Below are 16,654 nucleotides of genomic sequence, written 5' to 3'. Positions count from 1 at the left end.
GGCGGGTCGCGCATCCTTGACGCCAGACTTGGGCGAAGGGCGGCGCCGTGGTGACCATCCGCTGGGCCGTCCGGCGGAGGTCCACGTGACGGAAGCATCAGTGCCCCAGGAGGGGCCGCCAGCCGGGACATGCCACAGCATGTCCCCTTTGATACGCGCCCAGCGGGGAGGGTCCCCGTGATGCGCCAAGTCCTGTTGTTGAACGCCACCTACGAACCCCTGACCACGCTCTCCATGCACCGGGCCGTCGTCCTGGTGCTGCGGGAGAAGGCGGACGTCGTGCACCGCGACGGCAGAGGCGCGGTGCTTCGCTCGGCCAGCTGCACGCTGGACGTGCCGTCGGTGATCAGGCTGAGACGATACGTCCGCATTCCGTACCGCTCGCGCATTCCCCTGACCAGGGCGGCTCTCATGCGGCGAGACGACTACCGTTGTGCTTATTGCGGCCAGAAGGCCGAGACCATCGATCACGTCATCCCCCGCTCCAGAGGCGGCACACACACGTGGGAGAACTGCGTGGCCTCGTGCACTCCCTGCAATCACCGCAAGGCCGACAAGTTCCTGGAGGAGCTGGGGTGGACGCTGCGCGTCGCCCCGGTGGTGCCACGCGGCGCCCACTGGCGGCTCATCGGAGCCTCGCTCGTCGGTGATCCGCAGTGGGCGCCCTACCTGGAGGAGGCGGCTTAATCTTTTGTCGCCACATGCCGTGATCTGCCAAGATCGCGGCATGTGGTCGTTCACCGAGGACATCGCCGCCTTCCCCGAGGCCGCGTTCGAGTACATGCGGCGAGATCCCGTGCGCAACACGGTCCCGCTCACGGTCATGGCGGGGGTACGCGACGGGATGCCCTCGGCGGGCGCCTTCTTCGGCTGGTGGAGCACCGGCGGCCGGGTCGGTGGCGTCGCCTTCCGCACCCCGCCGTCGCCGGTGGGGCTCGCCCTCATGCCGGTCGAGGCCGTGGCCGAGCTCGCGCTCGCGCTGGGCGAGCGGCACATCCCCTCGGTCATGGGACGGCGCGACCTGGCCAGAGCCTTCGCCGAGGCCCGAAAGGCCCCGACGGACACCGTCGTCGAGGAGCGCCTCTACCGGCTCGGCACGCTCACCCCTCCCCAGGTCCCCGGGCGGGGCCGCCGGGCCGTCGCGGGCGACTTCCCGCTGCTGGTGAGCTGGTACCAGGCGTTCGGCGCCGAGGTCCTGGTGGGCAACCGGGGCGACGTCGAGGACAAGGTGCGCCACCGGCTGGCCGCCGGCGACCTGTTCCTCTGGGAGGACGACGGCGCCCCCGTGTCGATGGCGGCGCTGTCGCCGTCCGCGGGCGGCGTCAGCCGTATCGGGCCCGTGTACACGCCGCCGTCGCGCCGCAGGAGGGGGTACGCCGCCGCCGTGACCGCCCACGTCAGCAACACAGGACTGGCCGAACGCTGCCGCCAGGTCGTCCTGTTCGCCGACCTGGCCAACAGCACCAGCAACTCGGTGTACCGCTCGATCGGCTACGAGCCGGTGGACGACTTCTCGCACATCGTGTTCGCCGACTGACGGTGATGACGGAGCAGAGCGCTTCCCACCGGGGTTCGACCCACCGCCCCGCATCCGAGGACCGGGCTGCGGTCCCGGGAGACGGGCGCTTAGGCTGAGGCCATGCCACGTTACGATTTCCGCTGCCGGGCCTGCGGCTCCACCTTCGAGGTCTCCCGTTCCATGTCGGCCTCCGGCGAGCCCGCCGTGTGCCCGTCCGGCCACGAGGACACCGTCAAACTCCTGTCCACGGTCGCGATGACCGGCGGCTCCTCCGCGCCCGCCGGAGGCGGCGGTGGAGGTGGCGGCGGCTGCTGCGGCGGGGGCTGCTGCTCCGGCTGACGCTCACAGCGGCGCCGTCGCGGTGAGCGCCCTGGCCGTCAGCCTCGCCAGCGTCTCCACCGTCTCGACACCCGACTCCATCGTCGGACTGCGTTCCGACAGGACGGCCATCAGCAGCTCGCGGCCCCTCGTGCGCAGGCGGCCGACGCTGTTGACCGTCCACAGACCGCCATGCGCGCTCGCGGGCAGCCACCCGTTCTTGAGCGCCACCCGGCCGCGTGGGGCGGCCGCGCTCACGCCCCACGCCTGCTCCGGCGTGACCGACGCCATCAGCCCCAGCGCGAAACGCCGCTCGGCCGCCGTGATCGGCCCGTCGGCGCCCGTGAGCCGATCGAGCACCTTCACCTGGTCGGACGGCCTGCTCAGCGACGTACCCCAGGACGCCTGCGGCCGGGTCCCCTGGATGCCGAGCCGCCGCAGCACCCGGGTGAGGCCGTCGGCCCCGCCGACCTGTTCGTAGAGCTCGTGCGCGCAGTCGTTGTCGCTGTAGCGGATCATGCGGACGGCCAGCTGCCGCTGGTGGTCGCTCAGCCCCTGGTGCGCCTTGAGCAGCAGGGCCAGCAGGATGTCCACCTTGGCGACGCTGGCCAGCATGAAGGAGTGCCGGTCGCCGAAGGCGTACCTGGTGCCGCTGGTGCGGTCGAACACCGCGACCGCCGCCCGGCCCGGCCGCTCGGCGAGGTAGTGGCGCAGCACCCGGTCGAGCCTGCGCCGCTCGGGCGCGGCCAGCTCCTGCTCGCCCGAGCCCGCCGCCCCCGGCAGCGCCGCCGTGAGCGTGCCGGAGAAGCCCGGCCCGATGACGAGCCGGGGGAGCGTGAGCGAGCCGGCGGAGGCGGCCGGCCTGACGCCCGCCCGCGCCGACGAGATCAACGTGGCCGTGCGCAGGTCGGCGCAGGCCGAGGTGATCAGCAGCAGGGCGACGACGAGTGAGATCCCCCGGACGGACATGAGCGCGAGCCTGTCATCGCCCAGGCCAACGTCCGGGGGCGCTCAAGGCAATCGGCCACCCAAGATTTCCGGGGGGCTAGGCGACCTTGCCCGCCGGGAGTCTGCGGCGCTGGAACGGCAGGAACCGGTCGGCCAGGTGCGGGCGTGCGGAGATCAGCGTGGGCTCGACCGCGATCACCCGGTCGAAGCGGAAGGCCCGGATGCCGTGCCGCAGCCTGCAGACGCCGACGAGGTACCAGTGTTGCCGGTGGACCAGGCAGGTGACCGGGTCGACGTCGCGGACCGTGATCGAGTCGGCGGCGTCGCGGTAGTGGAGGCGGATGACCAGGCGGCTGGTGATGGCGTCGGCGATGACGCGGGCCCGCGAGGCCACGTCGTCGTCGAGCGGCTCGGTGAGGGTGGTGAGCGTGGCGGTGACGACGTCGTCGTCGAGGTCGAAGGTCTCGAAGGCGTGCCGCAGGCCGCGCCGGGCGGTGGCGGCCTGCGGCCCGGAGCCCAGATGGGCCAGGGACAGTGCTAGGGCGGCGATCTCGGCGGTCGTCAGCGAACGAGTGTGCGTTCCGTCTCTCCCCATAGCATAATTCTAGCTTTCGAGACTGACATTTCTCGAAAGCCCGTACGACAACCTCACCTTGCCGTCAGGCCGTCAGGCCGTCAGGCCGTCAGGCCGTCAGGCCGTCAGGCCGTCAGAAGGGCAGGGCGACAGGGGGCAGGCGTGAGTAGGCAGCGGGAGGCCATCAGACGGGCAGGGGCAGGCCGTCGGGCCGCCCCAGCCCTTGCGGTCGCCCGGTCAGCGCGAAAGCTGCGACAGATCCCTGGAGGCGCCCGTGGACGCGGACGTCGTCATCGCCGCGTACGCTTGGAGGGCCGCCGTCACCGGCCGCCTGCGCTCGCGCGGCCGGTAGCCGCCCAGCTCGCTCAGCAGCCGCTCCCGCCGCGCCGCCAGTTCCTCCTCCGGCACCCTCAGGTCCATCGACCGGCCCGGGATGTCGATGTCGATGATGTCGCCGTCCTGGACCAGCGCGATCGCGCCCCCCTCGGCGGCCTCGGGGGAGGCGTGGCCGATCGAGAGCCCCGAGGTGCCGCCCGAGAAGCGGCCGTCGGTGACGAGCGCGCACGTCCTGCCCAGGCCCTTGCCCTTGAGGAAGGAGGTCGGGTAGAGCATCTCCTGCATGCCGGGGCCGCCCTTGGGACCCTCGTAACGGATCACGACCACGTCGCCGGCGCGCACCCGGCCGCCGAGGATGCCCTCGACCGCGTCGTCCTGCGACTCGAAGACCACTGCGGGGCCGGAGAACGTCCAGATCGACTCGTCCACGCCGGCGGTCTTCACCACCGCGCCGTCCCTGGCGATGTTGCCGTACAGGACGGCCAGGCCGCCGTCGGCCGAGTAGGCGTGCTCGCGGTCGCGGATGCAGCCCGCCGTACGGTCGAGGTCGAGGTCGTCCCACTGGTTGTCCTGGGAGTACGGCTTGACCGTGCGGACGTTGCCCGGCGCCGCGTGCCACAGCCGTGTGGCCTCGGGCAGCGCGGTCGGCGACTTCACGTCCCAGTCGGCCAGCAGGTCGGCGAGGCTGCCGCCGCTGACCGTCTTGGCGTCGCGGTGGAGCAGCCCGGCGCGGTCGAGTTCGCCGAGGATGGCCGGGATGCCGCCCGCGCGGTGCACGTCCTCGACGTGGTACTTGTCCGTGGCCGGGGCCACCTTGCACAGGCACGGCACCCGCAGCGAGATCTCGTTGATCTCCTTGAGCCCGAAGTCGACCTCGGCCTCGCGGGCGGCGGCCAGGATGTGCAGGATGGTGTTGGTGGAGCCGCCCATGGCCACGTCGAGCGCCATGGCGTTCTCGAACGCCTCGCGGGTGGCGATGGCGCGCGGCAGCGCGGAGGCGTCGTCCTCCTCGTAGTAGCGCCTGGACAGCTCGACGATCGCTCGCCCGGCGTCCTCGAAGAGCAGCTTGCGCCGTTTGTGCGTGGCCAGGATGGTGCCGTTGCCGGGCAGGGCCAGGCCCATGGCCTCGACCAGGCAGTTCATCGAGTTGGCCGTGAACATGCCGGAGCAGGACCCGCACGTCGGGCAGGCGTTCTCCTCCAGTTCCAGCAGTTCGGCGTCGGAGACGCTGTCGTCCGCGGAGGCGATCATCGGGTCGATGAGGTCGAGCTTCTTGCCCGGCATCTTGCCCGCCTCCATGGGCCCGCCGGAGACGAAGATGGTCGGAATGTTCAGCCGCATGGCCGCCAGCAGCATGCCCGGTGTGATCTTGTCGCAGTTGGAGACGCAGATGAGCGCGTCCGCGCAGTGGGCCTCGACCATGTACTCGACCGCGTCGGCGATGAGTTCGCGCGAGGGCAGGGAGTAGAGCATGCCGCCGTGGCCCATGGCGATGCCGTCGTCGACCGCGATCGTGTTGAACTCGCGCGGGATCGCCCCCGCCTCGCGGATCGCCGCCGCGACGACGTCGCCGACCTCGCGCAGGTGCACGTGGCCGGGCACGAACTGGGTGAAGCTGTTGGCCACCGCGATGATCGGTTTGCCGAAGTCGCTCCCGGCTACGCCGGTCGCCCGGAGGAGGGCCCGGGCTCCGGCCATGTTCCTACCGTGGGTGACCGTGCGTGACCTGAGGGCAGGCATTGTGCTTCTCCCGTCGCTTGCTGAGTCCTCACATGGTACGGCCATCGCCCGACAGGCGGGACGAGGTGTCCAAGGATCGAAACAGCGGGCGGACGGAACCTGCTAGCCGTCGCCGTAGCGGGCGGGCAGCACCTCGGTGGCGATCTCGTGCAGCCGGTCGATCTCGGCGCTCGTGAGCGCCTGCTCTCGCTTGGTGATCCACCTGCGGGCGCGGGCGCCCTCGTACACGTGCACGCCCCGGATCGTCATGATCTTCCACGGGACCGGCGGGCCGTAGATCGCCAGCGACGGCGTGACGGTGATCTCGCGCCCGTACGCCTGGCTGATCAGCTCACCGGCCTTGGTGGCCTCCATCATGGCCTCGGACAGGCGCGGCTTCATGTCGAAGGGGCCGTGGAAGAGCTTCTTGCCCATCTGGACCCGCACGGGCAGACGTTTGTCCCACTTCTCCGAGTCGACGGCGTACACGCCGGTCGGGCCGATGACCAGGTGGTCGATCTGTGCCTCGGTGCCCGGGATCGCCCTGGCGTGCAGGGTGCGGTAGCCGTTGCGCTCCAGCCGCTTCAACTGCGCCTCGGTGCGGCGCTCCGCGATCGACGAGCGCCGCCAGGCGGGCACGGTCGAGGACGAGCGGGAGTGGTAGAGGGAGTCGGCGATCGCGGCGATGACGGCCGCGGTGATGCCGAGCCGCCAGTCGCGCAGGAGGAAGCCGATGACCAGGCCGACCGCGAGGGCCACGATGGCGCGCGTGCGCAGGCGCCGGACCCGGGGCTGGTCGAACAGCGCCTTGAGCGAGGCCCGCTCGACGTACGCCGACGTGGGCGCGGCGTCCTCGGCCTCGGGCTGCTCGCTCTCCGGCCGGTCGCTCACCCAGATCGGTGACGTTGTGTGACTGTCTTCTCGCTGGTGGTCGGAGTCCACGTGACTCACGGTAGCTTGCCGTTCCCTGGAATTCCTAGTGTTGACGCGTCCACAGTTTTGTGGCTCGTGACGCGGTGTTCTGCGTCCGTTTTCCGGGTATCTACGCCATTCGTCGCTAAAGATCCGGACTTGTCGGCACGGTGGGTGAGCAGTGTGAACTCTCCGCACCGGTGCGGGCCGACAAGATTCGCAAAAAGGGATATTTCTCTGGTCGAATCAGTTCGGTATCACCTTGAGCGCAGGCGCGGCAGAGATGCATCCGGGCGGTCTCCGAGATGCCCCGAACACCTTCGCAGGTGCCTCCCGCGCACCTTCTGAAGTGGCTCCCGCACCTTCTGAGGTGGGTCCCTCGCACCTCTGGCCGGGCGGCGGCGACGGGGTTACCTTCAGGAGGTGGACTCCGCGTGGCAGATCCTCGGCACACTCCTCGGCGCCTCCCTGGGCGCGTCCCTGCTGATCGCTGTCGCGGTCATGGCTCCAGGACGCCGCCGGCCCGGCGGCGGCGCGGAACCGGTCTGGATGGGCGGCCCGTCGGGCGCCGAACACGGCGTCGGCAGCTCGGACCTCGTCCTCATGGACCACCCGCCCGCCTGGGCGGCCACCCGGGGCACCGACTGGCGAGTTGCGGCGGAGACCGCAGAACCCGGCAGACACGTCGGCGGCGCCTCGGCGGGGTGGTGAACGTGGCTGTGCCAGCCGTGACGCCCACCATGAAGCCCGCTGTGACCCCCGCTGTGACCCCCGCCATGAAGCCCGCCGTGACGCCCATCGTGACGACGCCATGATGCTCACCACGGCTCAGGCCGACGAGGTCCGCCGGGCGCTGCGCGCCGCCGAACGCCGCAGCGGTCTGCGCTTCGGCCTGTTCGTGTGCGCGAGGAACGGCCTACCCGCCGCAGGCAGGCGCCACTTCGCGGAACGGCTGCACGCCGCCTACGGCACCGAGTCTCCCGACGCCGTCCTGGTGCTCGTCGACCTCGACGCCCGCGCCCTGGAGATCGTCACCGGCGAGAACGCCAGGGGACGGCTGACCGACGGCACCTGCCGCGCGACCGCACGGGCGATGGCCACCGCCTTCAGCGGCGGCGACCTCGCCGGCGGCCTCGTGTACGGCTTCGCCACCCTCGGGCAGCAGGCCGCCGCCCGCCGCTGACCTCCGGGCCGGCTCCGGCAGCCGAGCAACCGCACCACATTCTCGGCCTCCGGGTCAGCCCTGGCCGCCGTACCACCGTTCTCGGCTTCCGGGTCAGCCCCGGCGGCCGAGGAGCCGTACCACGTGCTCGCTGACGCCCTTCACCAGCGTGGACGGCGTGATCGGCGCGTCGGCCACCGCGGAGAACAACGACGGCAGGCCAGGCAGCGGGAACCCGTCGTCCTTGAGCGCCGCGCTGCCCACCTCGTTCTTGTCGAGGACCGCCCGGCTGCGCTCCCAGGCGTCCAGCACCTCCTCCGGTGACGGCACACCGAAGCCGTGGCCGACGGGTGCGGCGTGGCGCAGCCGGACGAGAGGGGTGTCGGCGAATGCGAGGGCGCTCCTGGCCCTGGTGCCCAGTCCGGAACGGGCGGGCGGGTCGATCCAGTTCATCGCCGTGCACGGGTTGCGGCAGGCGGCCATGCACACCGCCAGCGCACCCGCCAACTGGCTGTGCTGCCGGTCGAAGTAGGCCCGCCACCCCTCGGGCGGCTCGCCCGCGACGCGCAGCGTGCGGTTGGTCGCCGACTGCTCCGACTTGGTGTGGTCGCAGTCGCGGTCGCCGATGACGCCGAACCGGCTGCCCTCGGCGCTCAGCCCGTCCGGCCATCGCCCGGGGTCGCCCGCGTGGCCGAGCTGCGGCTCGAAGGCCAGCAGCGGGAGGTACTCGCTGGCGATGTGGACGGCCGCGATCATCGGGCTCAGCTCCCGCCGGTGCCACCGGATCGCGATGACCTCCAGCAGCAGGCCGTACGCGGGACGCAGCGACTCCAGCGCCCCTCGCGGCTGCTCGCGCGGTGTCTGCGGCATGTGGCAGGCCCGCGCCCGGCGCCGCAACTCGGCGGGCACGGCCCGCGCCTCGACGTTGAAGTCCTCGGCGTCGAGCGACAGGATGCGGTGACCGAACTCGCACACGGCCGCCACCTCCTCGTCACCGGCCAGGTCACCGAGGTCGGAGAAGGCATAGCGGTGGGCGAGGGCGACGAGCAGATCGCGGGTCGTGTCCACGCGACAACCCTCTCATGTCCGGAGAGGTCCGAAGTGCCTCAGGGACAGGGCTCCTTGATGCACTGGAGGTCGCCGGTGGGCTCGGCCGGAGGCACCTGTGTGGGCTCCGGCGGCTCGGGGGTGGCCGGCGGCGGCGTCGGCGTGGGCTCCGGCGGCTTCGTGCTGGTCGGCGGGGATGTCGGCAGGGTGGGCGACGGCGTCACCGTCGGTTTCGGCTTGGGCTCGTGCGTGGTGTTCGGCGGCTGCTTGGGCGGCTGGGCCGGTTTGGCGCTCGGCGCGGGCGGCCGGTTGCGGACCTGTGTCCGGGTCGGGGTCGGGACCTCGGTGGTCACCACGGGGTCGAACAGCGTCGCCCGGTCCTCCGCCGGGGTGGCGGGCCGCATCCAGAGCATGCCGACGACGGTCGCGCTCACGGCCAGCGCGGCGCCGACCGCGAACGCGCCCACCAGGGTACGCCGGGGCTTGCGCGCCAGCGGCTCGCGCGGCTCCGCCAGGGCGCGGCGGGCGGCCAGGCCCATCTCCTCCGCCGAGGCCCACCGGCGCTCCGGGGACTTCTCCAGCGCCTTGGTCACCACGCCGCGCGGACCGGGCGCCACCGAGTCGGGCAGCGGCGGCGGGGCGCTGTGCAGGTGCTTGTAGATGATCTGCACCGGGGTGTCGCCATCGAACGGCAGCCGTCCGGTCAGGCACTCGTAGGCGACCACGCCCAGCGCGTAGACGTCGACGGAGGGGCTGACATCGCTGGCCGTGGCCATCTCCGGCGCGCAGTAGCCCGCCGAGCAGAGCATCGCGCCCGTCGCGGTGAGCTGGCCTGCGGAGGCCGAGTGGGCGATGCCGAAGTCGCCCAGCGCCACCCGCCCGTCGGGCCGTACGAGCAGGTTGCCCGGTTTGACGTCGCGGTGCACGATGCCCTGGGCGTGGGCGGCCGCCAGCGCGTCGGCCACCTCCGCGACCAGTCGCATCGTGCGGGCCGGGCTGAGCGGCTCACGCCGCAGGATCAGGTCGAGCGACTCGCCGGGGACGTACTCCATCACCAGGTAGCTGATCGTGCGCCCGCCGACGACGGCCAGGCCGTAGTCGTAGACGTCGACGACGCCCGGATGCCTGAGGGTGGCCATGGCCCGCGCCTCGTTCTGGAAGCGCTGGACGAAGGTGGCGTGCTCGGTGAGGGCGGGCGTCAGCACCTTGACCGCGACCTCGCGGCCGAGGACGATGTCGGACGCGCGCCACACCTCGCCCATGCCGCCACCGCCGATCCTGGTGGTCAGCCGGTAGCGGTCGCTGAGTGTGGTCCCTGCTCCGAGCACGTCTTCGAGGCTAACAAGCCGGACCCCGCCGAGTCAGTCGAACGCGGCCCGTATACCCGCCCATTGCCCGGCCCTGCACAACACCGGCGGCCGCTCGATCGGCGCCTTGAGCAGGACTTCCCGCCCGCCCGCGTACGGCATTCCGGACCAGACGTCCACCCAGTCACCGGCAGGCAGGTACACCGAAATTTCCGAAATTTCGGGAGAAGTGATGGGTGCGACCATCAGCGCGTCCCCGAGCTGGAACTGGAGGGGGAAGCGCCAGATCTCCGGATCGTCCGGATGGTCGAAGAACAGCCCCCGCATCAGCGGCGCCCCGCCCGCGACCGCCCTGCCCGCCTGCTCGCTCAGGTACGGCACCAGCCGCTCCCTGACCTGCGTGAACCTCCTGAACACCGGCAGCACCCTGTCGTCGCCCGTCCGCTCGGCGACGTTCCACGGCGTACGGTCGCGCGACGGCAGCCGGTGGCCGTTGAACTCCGAGTGGTACTGCATGATCGGCATGAACAGCGCCGCCCCCGCCGCCCGCAGATACAACTCGGCCGACGGCACCTCGCCGGAGAACCCGGCCAGGTCCCAGCCCCAGTAGACGATCCCGCAGGCCGAAGCCGTGATCCCGGCCCGGATCGACGACCTGAACGCCTCCCACGTCGAATCCTCGTCCCCGGCCCAGAACACGCCGTGCGGCTGCGAACCGGCGAAGCCCGCCCGGCTGAACGTCACCGGCGCCCGGCCGCACCGCCGTAGCAGGTCGCCGAAGGCCCGCGCGTAATGGACGGGGAAGAGATTGTTCCCCTCGTCGCCGCGCCGCCCGTCGGCGTAGCGCAGGTCGTGGCCCCACGCGTGCTCGCCGCCGTCGGTCTTGAACCCGTCGATCCCCACCTCGTCCACCAGGTAGCGCCGTTTGCCCGTCCACCAGGCGCGTACCTCCTCGTCGGACAGGTCGGGCATCAGCGCCAGCGGGAACCACCAGCCCCGGTTCCGGTACGGTCTCCCGTCCGCCTCCCGGACGCCGTAGCCCCGCTCGACCAGCTGCCGCGCGTCCACCTCGGCCTGATGGCGGGGATGCGGCCGGGTCTTCTGCAGCGGGATCTGCCACAGCAGCACCTTGACGCCGCGCGCGTGCAGTTCCTCGACCATGCCCTTCGGGTCGGGCCACGGGCCGTCCGCCGGGAAGGTGAAGTCCCGGTAGGAGTGCGGCTCCTCGGACGGTTCGTACTCGGCGCCGCGGAAGGCGGTGAAGGTCGTCTCGTCGCTCCACGCCTCGACGACCAGCGCGCCCACCGGGATGCCGTGCTCCCTGTGCCGGTCCATCTCGGACATCACGCGTTCCTGCGTGTTCCACTCGTTGCCGCTGGCCCACAGCCGGAAGACCCACGACGGCAACTCGACCGGCCTGCCGACCTCGTCCAGGAACGCGTCCAGCACCTCCGCCGGAGCCCCGCCGTACACACGGACGGCCAGTTCCGCGTCCTCGCCCACCTCGGCCTCCACCCGCAGCACGCCGTCCGCCCCGGCCTCCGCATGCGGTGTGCCGCCGATCGAGTACCAGGTGCGGCGGGAGGTCGCCACGTGCAGGCCCCAGCTCCGCTCCGCGCCGACGACCAGCGCGAAGGGCATCGGCAGGTACGTCCGGCCGTGCGCGCCCTGGCCCTTGTACTGCTCGAACACGACCGCGTCCAGGTCGCGGCCCCGCTGGTCCACGGCGTCGAATCGCTCGCCGAACCCCACCACGTGCTCGCCCGGTCGCAGGGCCAGCTCGAACCGCACCCGCCTGACCCGGTCGCCGTCCGCCAGCCACCGCACGCTGCCGAGCCGTTCCGGGGCCTCGACGTGCAGCTTCCCACCGGTGTCCGACCAGGCCGCCGCCGTGGTCTCGAACCACTTCGTCGTACGGGTGCCGCCGCCGTCCAGCACCGCCCGGAACCGGTAGCGGTAGCGCCTGCCGATCTCCAGCGGCGCGGTCACGACCCGCCAGGCCCCGGCAGCGGCCCGCGCCGCCCTCGCCTGAGCCGCCGCCAGGTGCCCACCGTCGACGGGCGTTCCCTGGCTCGCCTGCTGGCCGCCGTTCTCGTTGCGCCGGTCACCGCCGTACTCCTCCTCGCCGTACCGGCGCGGGGAAGCCGTCGCGGAGAGACGCTGTTCGGGTGCCGCCGGAGACAGGCGGCGCTCGGAGATCGCCGCAGGGGAGTGGTGTTCGGAGGGTGGGGCCTGGGGGCGGGCGGGGTCGCCGAGGGGGGACAGGGGGAGGGCCAGGGGCGCGGCGTCGTCCACGTGCCATTCGCACACCACCGAGACGACCCTGGCCGAGGCACGGACCCTGAGTTCCACCGGTTGCCCTGCCAGCGGTTCGGCCGGTATGCGTTGGTCCTCCGTCACCGCGTACGGATGTCCGGAGCCGTAGGGCCGATGGCGGATCACGGGTTCTCCGTTCGCACGCAGGAGCGCAGTTCGTCGGCCAGGATCAGGTACATGCCGTGCGACCACAGCAGCGGCGTCGCGACCGGCCCCCACCGCTCCACCCACTCCCGCTCGCGCTCGGGTGCGAGCAGCAGGTCGGAGACCTGCTCGGGCAGATCGCCGTCCGGGGTGGCCTGCGCCTCCATCCAGGACAGGTGGCGACGGGCCTCGGGCAGGCGCCCGGCGCGGGCGTGGCTCCAGCCGAGGAACCCGGCCAGCAGCACCCAGCGTCCGCCGCCGTAGAACGTGTCGTCGAGATACCGGTACACGCCGCCCGAGCGCGCCAGCCGCTCCTCGACGGCCGCGACGGTGGCCGCGCCGACCGGATGGTCGACCGGGTACAGGCCGAACGGCGTGACGCAGGCCAGCAGACTGCCGTCCACGGCGTCCGAGCCGAGCCACTTGCGCAGCCGCCCGTCCACGATCCCCTCGGCGGCCGCCAGCGCCTGGACGCCCGCCGCCGCCGCGCGCGCGGCCTCGGCCTCGGCGGGACGCAGCAGGTCCAGCCGTACGGCCGCCCGCAGCCCGGCGTGGACGGCGCCGAGCGTGGCCACGTGCCGGTGCTCGACGTGCTCCTCCCACCAGTCGTAGCAGGGCAGGTCCCAGAACGCGCTCAGGTAGCGGACCGCCGTCCGCACGCCCTCCTCGACCCCTGGTACGGCGCCGGGTGTGACACTGTGCCGCGCGCAATGCTCGGCCAGTGCCCACAGCCACGTGCCGTACCCGTCGAGCTGGAAGTCCCACCACCCGTCCTCGCCGTCGCGCCCGTCGAGCGTGAAGCGCGTCGGCAGCATGTCGCCGGGCGGGATCGGCCGCCGCCTGGCGACGAGCGCGTCCACCCGTCCGGCCCGCTCGCCGATCACGCGGGCGCACCAGCGGTGGAAGGCCGCGGCCCCGGCGGCGTCGCCGTGCCTGCTCACCCCCTCGGCGATGAACGCGCCGTCGCGCAACCAGGAGTACCCCTGGTAGGCGGAGAAGTACGGCGCGGCCGGATAGGCCCCGCCGGGCGACTGATACCTGCGGATGACGTCGAGGCTGTGCGCGACGAGTGACACGGTTCTCCTGATCTGTACGGTCAGCCCAGCAGGGCGTCGACCTTGGCGGCGGCGTTCTTCAGCGCCTGTTCGACGGAGGCGCGGCCCGAGGCGGCGGCGGACAACTCCTCGGTCACGGCGTCCTGCATCTCCTGCTGGCGCTTGATCACCGGTGGCAGCGCGATCGACGTCAGCGAGTCGAAGACGGCCTGGCGGCCTGCGGGCTTCGGGTCCTTCAGGTATCCGGCGAGCAGCTTCTGGTCGGACACAGGCGGCAGTTCCCAAGAGGAGTCGATCCGCGTCTTCGCGGCCACGTCGGACGAGCTGAGGAAGCGGGCCCAGGCGTAGGCGGCCTCGGCGTTCCGTGTCGTGGCGGAGACGGCGACGGCGTTGTGGAAGACGGCGCTGGCCTTGGTACGGTCCCCGGGTTCGACGACCACGTCCCAGGTGAAGGGCACGTCCTTGAGCCCGGCGAACTGCCAGATGCCGTTGTGCCACATGGCCAGCTTTCCGGACTTGAACAGGCCGGTGTCGTAGTCGGCGGCGCCGCCGGTCTCGGCCTCGGTGGGCATCGTGGTGCCGATCTTCGAGACCAGCCAGGTGGCGGCCTTGATCCCGGCGGGGCTGTCGAAGGCGGACTTCCCGCCGTCGGCCGTCAGGAACTCCCCGCCCGCCTGCTTGAGGGTCTTGTAGAACTCGAAGAACTGGACCGGCTGGTAGTCGCCGTACACCCCGGCCTTCCTGTCGGTCAGCCGCTCGGCGGCGGCCTGCTCGTCGGCCCAGGTCCAGTCGGCGGTGGGCGGTTTCACCCCCGCCTTGTCGAACAGGTCCTTGTTGTAGAAGAGCACGACGGTGGAGAAGGAGGCGGGCAGCGCGAACTGCCTGCCGCCGTGTTTGAAGGCGTCGAGCGAGGCGGTCGCGTACTTCGCGCCGTCGCCCCCGGCGGCGAGCGTCCCGAGGTCGCGCAGGGATCCGGCCGCCGCGTAGGTGACGAAGTTCTCGTAGTTGAGCTCGAAGGTGTCGGGGGCGGTGCCGCCGGCGATGGCGGTCTGGAGCTTGGTGAAGTACTGGTCGAAGGGGGCGGTCTCGACGCTCACGTCGATCGCGGGGTTGGCCTGCTCGAAGGCGGCCACGATGCGGTCGAGGTCGGCGGTGTGGTCGGGGGCGGCGGAGAAGGCGAAGTAGCGCAGCGTGGTCCTGCCGCCCTCGCCGGGGACGGTCCTGGTGGCCGACCCTTGCGAGCAGGCACTGGCCAAGAGCGCGGTAGCCACCAATACGATGATTTTTCGGGACATACCGGTGTTCCTTTACTTGAGCCCGCTCTGGGCGACACTGGCGATGACGTGCTTCTGCGCGAAGACGTAGAGGACGAGGATCGGCACCACGCTGACCACCGACCCGGCCATCACGACGTCCCACTCGGTGGTGAACTGCCCGTGCAGGGTGGCCAGCCCCAGCGGCAGCGTCATGAGCTCCGGCGACCTGATGATGATCAGCGGCCAGAGATAGCCGTTCCAGCTGGCCATGAACCCGAAGACGGCGAACGTCGCGAGCGCCGGCCGAATCAACGGCACCACTATGTAGGCAAAAATCCGGAAATGACCGGCGCCGTCCAGCACCGCCGCCTCGTCGAACTCCTTGGGCACCTGACTGATCGCCTGCCGCAGCAGGAAGACCCCGAACGCCGAGGCGATCGTCGGCGCCAGCAGCGCGAAGTGCGTGTCCACCAGGTTCAGCGCCCGCATCTGCAGGAACAGCGGCACCACGAGCACGGGCAGCGGCATCATCAGCGTCGCGAGGTACCCCCCGAACAGCGCCCCACGCCCGGGGAACGGCAGCCGCGCGAACGCGTACGCCGCCATCGCACCGGTCACGAGCTGCAACGCGGTCGAGGCCACCCCGATCCACACGCTGTTGAGCAGGATCCGCCAGAACGGCAGCGTCTCCAGCAGCCTCCGGTAGGCGTCCAGCCCGGCGCCCTCGGCAGGGAGGCCCGACGGTACGGCCGACACCGTCCCACCCGGCGTCAGCGAGGTGACGACCGCCCACGCGAACGGGAACAGCATGACCAGGGCCCCCGCGGTGACCACCAGCCGGCGTGCCCAGCCGATCCAGCTACCCATACGTCACCCACCGCCGCTGCGCCCGGATCTGGACCACGGTCACGACCAGCACCAGCGCGAACAGCAGCCACGACAGCGCGGCGGCCGCGCCCGCCCTGCCGTACCGGAAGGTGAGGTCGTAGATCTGGGTGACGACGACCTGCGCGGTGCCGCCCGCCATGACCCGCACCTGGTCGAACACCTGGAAACCGTTGATCAGCGAGATCACCGCCACGAAGAACGTCGAGGGCGACAGCAGCGGCAGCGTGACCCGGCGGAAGCGCTGCCACGCCGAGGCGCCGTCCACCCGCGCGGCCTCGGCGTACTCGCGGGGGATCGCCTGCAGGCCCGCCAGCAGGATCACCATGACGAAACCCAGGTCCTTCCAGGCGGAGGCGAGGATGACCGACGGCATCGCCCAGTCGGGGTCGGTCCACCAGCCGGGCCCGTCGATCCCGACCAGCCCGAGCGCCCGGTTGACCAGGCCGTCCGCCGGGTTGAGCAGCCACTTCCACATGAGCGCCACGACCACCCAGCTCGTGATCACCGGCAGGAAGTAGATCCCGCGCAGCAGGTCGCGGCCGCGCATGGCCCGGTCGAGCAGCAGCGCCAGGCCGAGCCCGCCGGCGTACACGAGGGGGAGGTATCCGGCGATGAAGTACAGCGTGTTGCCGAAGGCCGCCCACGTCCCGGGCTCGGACAGCAGTTCGGCGTAGTTGCCGAGCCCCACCCAGCGCATGTCGGTGATGAGGTCCCACTCGTGCAGGCTCGTCCACAGCGACCCGGCCATCGGCACCAGCGTGTACAGCACCAGCGGGATCAGGCTGGGCAGCAGGAACACCAGGACCGTCGCGGTGTACCTGAGCCGCCGCCCGGCGCTCATGGGGCCGTTCCGATCAGTCTGGCGCGCACCAGCCGTCCCTGTTCGCCCGCCGCGCCCGCCGCGTCGAACGGCGTCGCCAGCACCAGCGCCGCCGCCCCCTGGGCCCAGCTCGTGTCGTCCCAGCTCTCGACCTCGACGGCGACGTCCCTGCGGCCGGGCATGAGGTGCGCCCGCAGCGCGGGCTCGAAGCCGGTACGCCAGTGGGCCCACTGCGCCGTTCCCTCGCCGAGGATCACGACCACCTCCGGGTCCACGACGTTGACCAGCCCCGCGGTGGCCCGCCCCAGCACCGCCCCGGCCGCGTCGAAGACG

17 protein-coding genes are annotated in these 16,654 nt (G+C 71.8%); 5 read left to right on the top strand and 12 right to left on the bottom strand.

Going from position 1 to position 16,654, the window contains the following annotated elements:
* The first annotated feature begins 180 nt into the window (after window positions 1–180).
* From ABD120_RS04005 to ABD120_RS03995, 3 genes are all read left to right on the top strand, one after another.
* Complete coding sequence (locus ABD120_RS04005; RefSeq protein WP_343948299.1) at window positions 181–687, top strand: HNH endonuclease; 507 nt, start codon at window positions 181–183, stop codon at window positions 685–687.
* 40 nt (window positions 688–727) lie between these two features.
* On the top strand, window positions 728–1,537 hold the full coding sequence (locus tag ABD120_RS04000; protein ID WP_343948298.1) for a GNAT family N-acetyltransferase: 810 nt from the start codon (window positions 728–730) through the stop codon (window positions 1,535–1,537).
* Window positions 1,538–1,639: 102 nt separating this feature from the next.
* Window positions 1,640–1,858 (top strand): FmdB family zinc ribbon protein, encoded by a 219-nt coding sequence (locus tag ABD120_RS03995; protein WP_343948297.1) that lies wholly within the window; start codon window positions 1,640–1,642, stop codon window positions 1,856–1,858.
* 3 nt (window positions 1,859–1,861) lie between these two features.
* Here the strand turns inward: ABD120_RS03995 and ABD120_RS03990 are convergent, their stop codons facing one another.
* The 4 genes from ABD120_RS03990 to ABD120_RS03975 all read right to left on the bottom strand — a co-directional run bounded on the left by ABD120_RS03990 (window position 1,862) and on the right by ABD120_RS03975 (window position 6,356).
* Window positions 1,862–2,806 carry a serine hydrolase gene (locus ABD120_RS03990; RefSeq protein WP_343948296.1) on the bottom strand — a complete coding sequence of 315 codons (945 nt, stop codon included), beginning with the start codon at window positions 2,804–2,806 and terminating at the stop codon, window positions 1,862–1,864.
* 76 nt (window positions 2,807–2,882) lie between these two features.
* The gene (locus ABD120_RS03985; protein WP_343948295.1) at window positions 2,883–3,380 is read right to left on the bottom strand and encodes a WYL domain-containing protein; all 498 of its coding nucleotides are present in this window, start codon (window positions 3,378–3,380) and stop codon (window positions 2,883–2,885) included.
* A 216-nt stretch (window positions 3,381–3,596) separates the two neighbouring features.
* Complete coding sequence (gene ilvD, locus ABD120_RS03980) at window positions 3,597–5,435, bottom strand: dihydroxy-acid dehydratase (protein WP_343948294.1); 1,839 nt, start codon at window positions 5,433–5,435, stop codon at window positions 3,597–3,599.
* A 102-nt stretch (window positions 5,436–5,537) separates the two neighbouring features.
* Window positions 5,538–6,356 carry a nuclease-related domain-containing protein gene (locus tag ABD120_RS03975; protein WP_343948293.1) on the bottom strand — a complete coding sequence of 273 codons (819 nt, stop codon included), beginning with the start codon at window positions 6,354–6,356 and terminating at the stop codon, window positions 5,538–5,540.
* Between the two features lie 393 nt (window positions 6,357–6,749).
* Here ABD120_RS03975 and ABD120_RS03970 point away from each other — a divergent pair, with 393 nt between their 5' ends.
* The gene (locus ABD120_RS03970) at window positions 6,750–7,037 is read left to right on the top strand and encodes a hypothetical protein (protein ID WP_343948292.1); all 288 of its coding nucleotides are present in this window, start codon (window positions 6,750–6,752) and stop codon (window positions 7,035–7,037) included.
* A 100-nt stretch (window positions 7,038–7,137) separates the two neighbouring features.
* Complete coding sequence (locus ABD120_RS03965) at window positions 7,138–7,509, top strand: DUF5130 family protein (protein ID WP_343948291.1); 372 nt, start codon at window positions 7,138–7,140, stop codon at window positions 7,507–7,509.
* A gap of 93 nt (window positions 7,510–7,602) precedes the next feature.
* On the opposite strand, the gene ABD120_RS03960 is transcribed toward ABD120_RS03965, so the two are convergent.
* The 8 genes from ABD120_RS03960 to ABD120_RS03925 all read right to left on the bottom strand — a co-directional run.
* A complete protein-coding gene (locus ABD120_RS03960) occupies window positions 7,603–8,556 on the bottom strand; it encodes a hypothetical protein (RefSeq protein WP_343948290.1) in 954 nt (317 codons plus the stop codon).
* Window positions 8,557–8,594: 38 nt separating this feature from the next.
* Window positions 8,595–9,863, bottom strand: coding sequence for a protein kinase domain-containing protein (locus ABD120_RS03955; protein ID WP_343948289.1), 1,269 nt, complete (start codon window positions 9,861–9,863; stop codon window positions 8,595–8,597).
* A 33-nt stretch (window positions 9,864–9,896) separates the two neighbouring features.
* Window positions 9,897–12,284 carry a glycoside hydrolase family 31 protein gene (locus ABD120_RS03950; RefSeq protein ID WP_343948288.1) on the bottom strand — a complete coding sequence of 796 codons (2,388 nt, stop codon included), beginning with the start codon at window positions 12,282–12,284 and terminating at the stop codon, window positions 9,897–9,899.
* Window positions 12,281–13,378, bottom strand: coding sequence for a glycoside hydrolase family 15 protein (locus ABD120_RS03945; protein ID WP_343948287.1), 1,098 nt, complete (start codon window positions 13,376–13,378; stop codon window positions 12,281–12,283). Before ABD120_RS03945 ends, ABD120_RS03950 begins: the two co-directional genes overlap by 4 nt.
* Before the next feature lie 20 nt (window positions 13,379–13,398).
* Window positions 13,399–14,628, bottom strand: a complete 1,230-nt coding sequence (locus ABD120_RS03940; RefSeq protein ID WP_343948286.1) for an ABC transporter substrate-binding protein — start codon at window positions 14,626–14,628, stop codon at window positions 13,399–13,401.
* A 36-nt stretch (window positions 14,629–14,664) separates the two neighbouring features.
* Window positions 14,665–15,480, bottom strand: a complete 816-nt coding sequence (locus ABD120_RS03935) for a carbohydrate ABC transporter permease (protein WP_343948285.1) — start codon at window positions 15,478–15,480, stop codon at window positions 14,665–14,667.
* Window positions 15,473–16,342 carry a carbohydrate ABC transporter permease gene (locus tag ABD120_RS03930; protein ID WP_343948284.1) on the bottom strand — a complete coding sequence of 290 codons (870 nt, stop codon included), beginning with the start codon at window positions 16,340–16,342 and terminating at the stop codon, window positions 15,473–15,475. Before ABD120_RS03930 ends, ABD120_RS03935 begins: the two co-directional genes overlap by 8 nt.
* A partial coding sequence (locus ABD120_RS03925; protein WP_343948283.1) for a hypothetical protein occupies window positions 16,339–16,654 on the bottom strand: 316 nt, incomplete at its 5' end. The genes ABD120_RS03925 and ABD120_RS03930, both read right to left, overlap by 4 nt.

It is taken from the genome of Nonomuraea longicatena (assembly GCF_039525605.1).
In the GTDB taxonomy this organism is placed as follows: Bacteria; Actinomycetota; Actinomycetes; order Streptosporangiales; family Streptosporangiaceae; genus Nonomuraea; species Nonomuraea longicatena.
The sequence above is the reverse complement of the archived record's forward strand: the minus strand, read 5'-3'. Positions and strand labels throughout refer to the sequence as shown.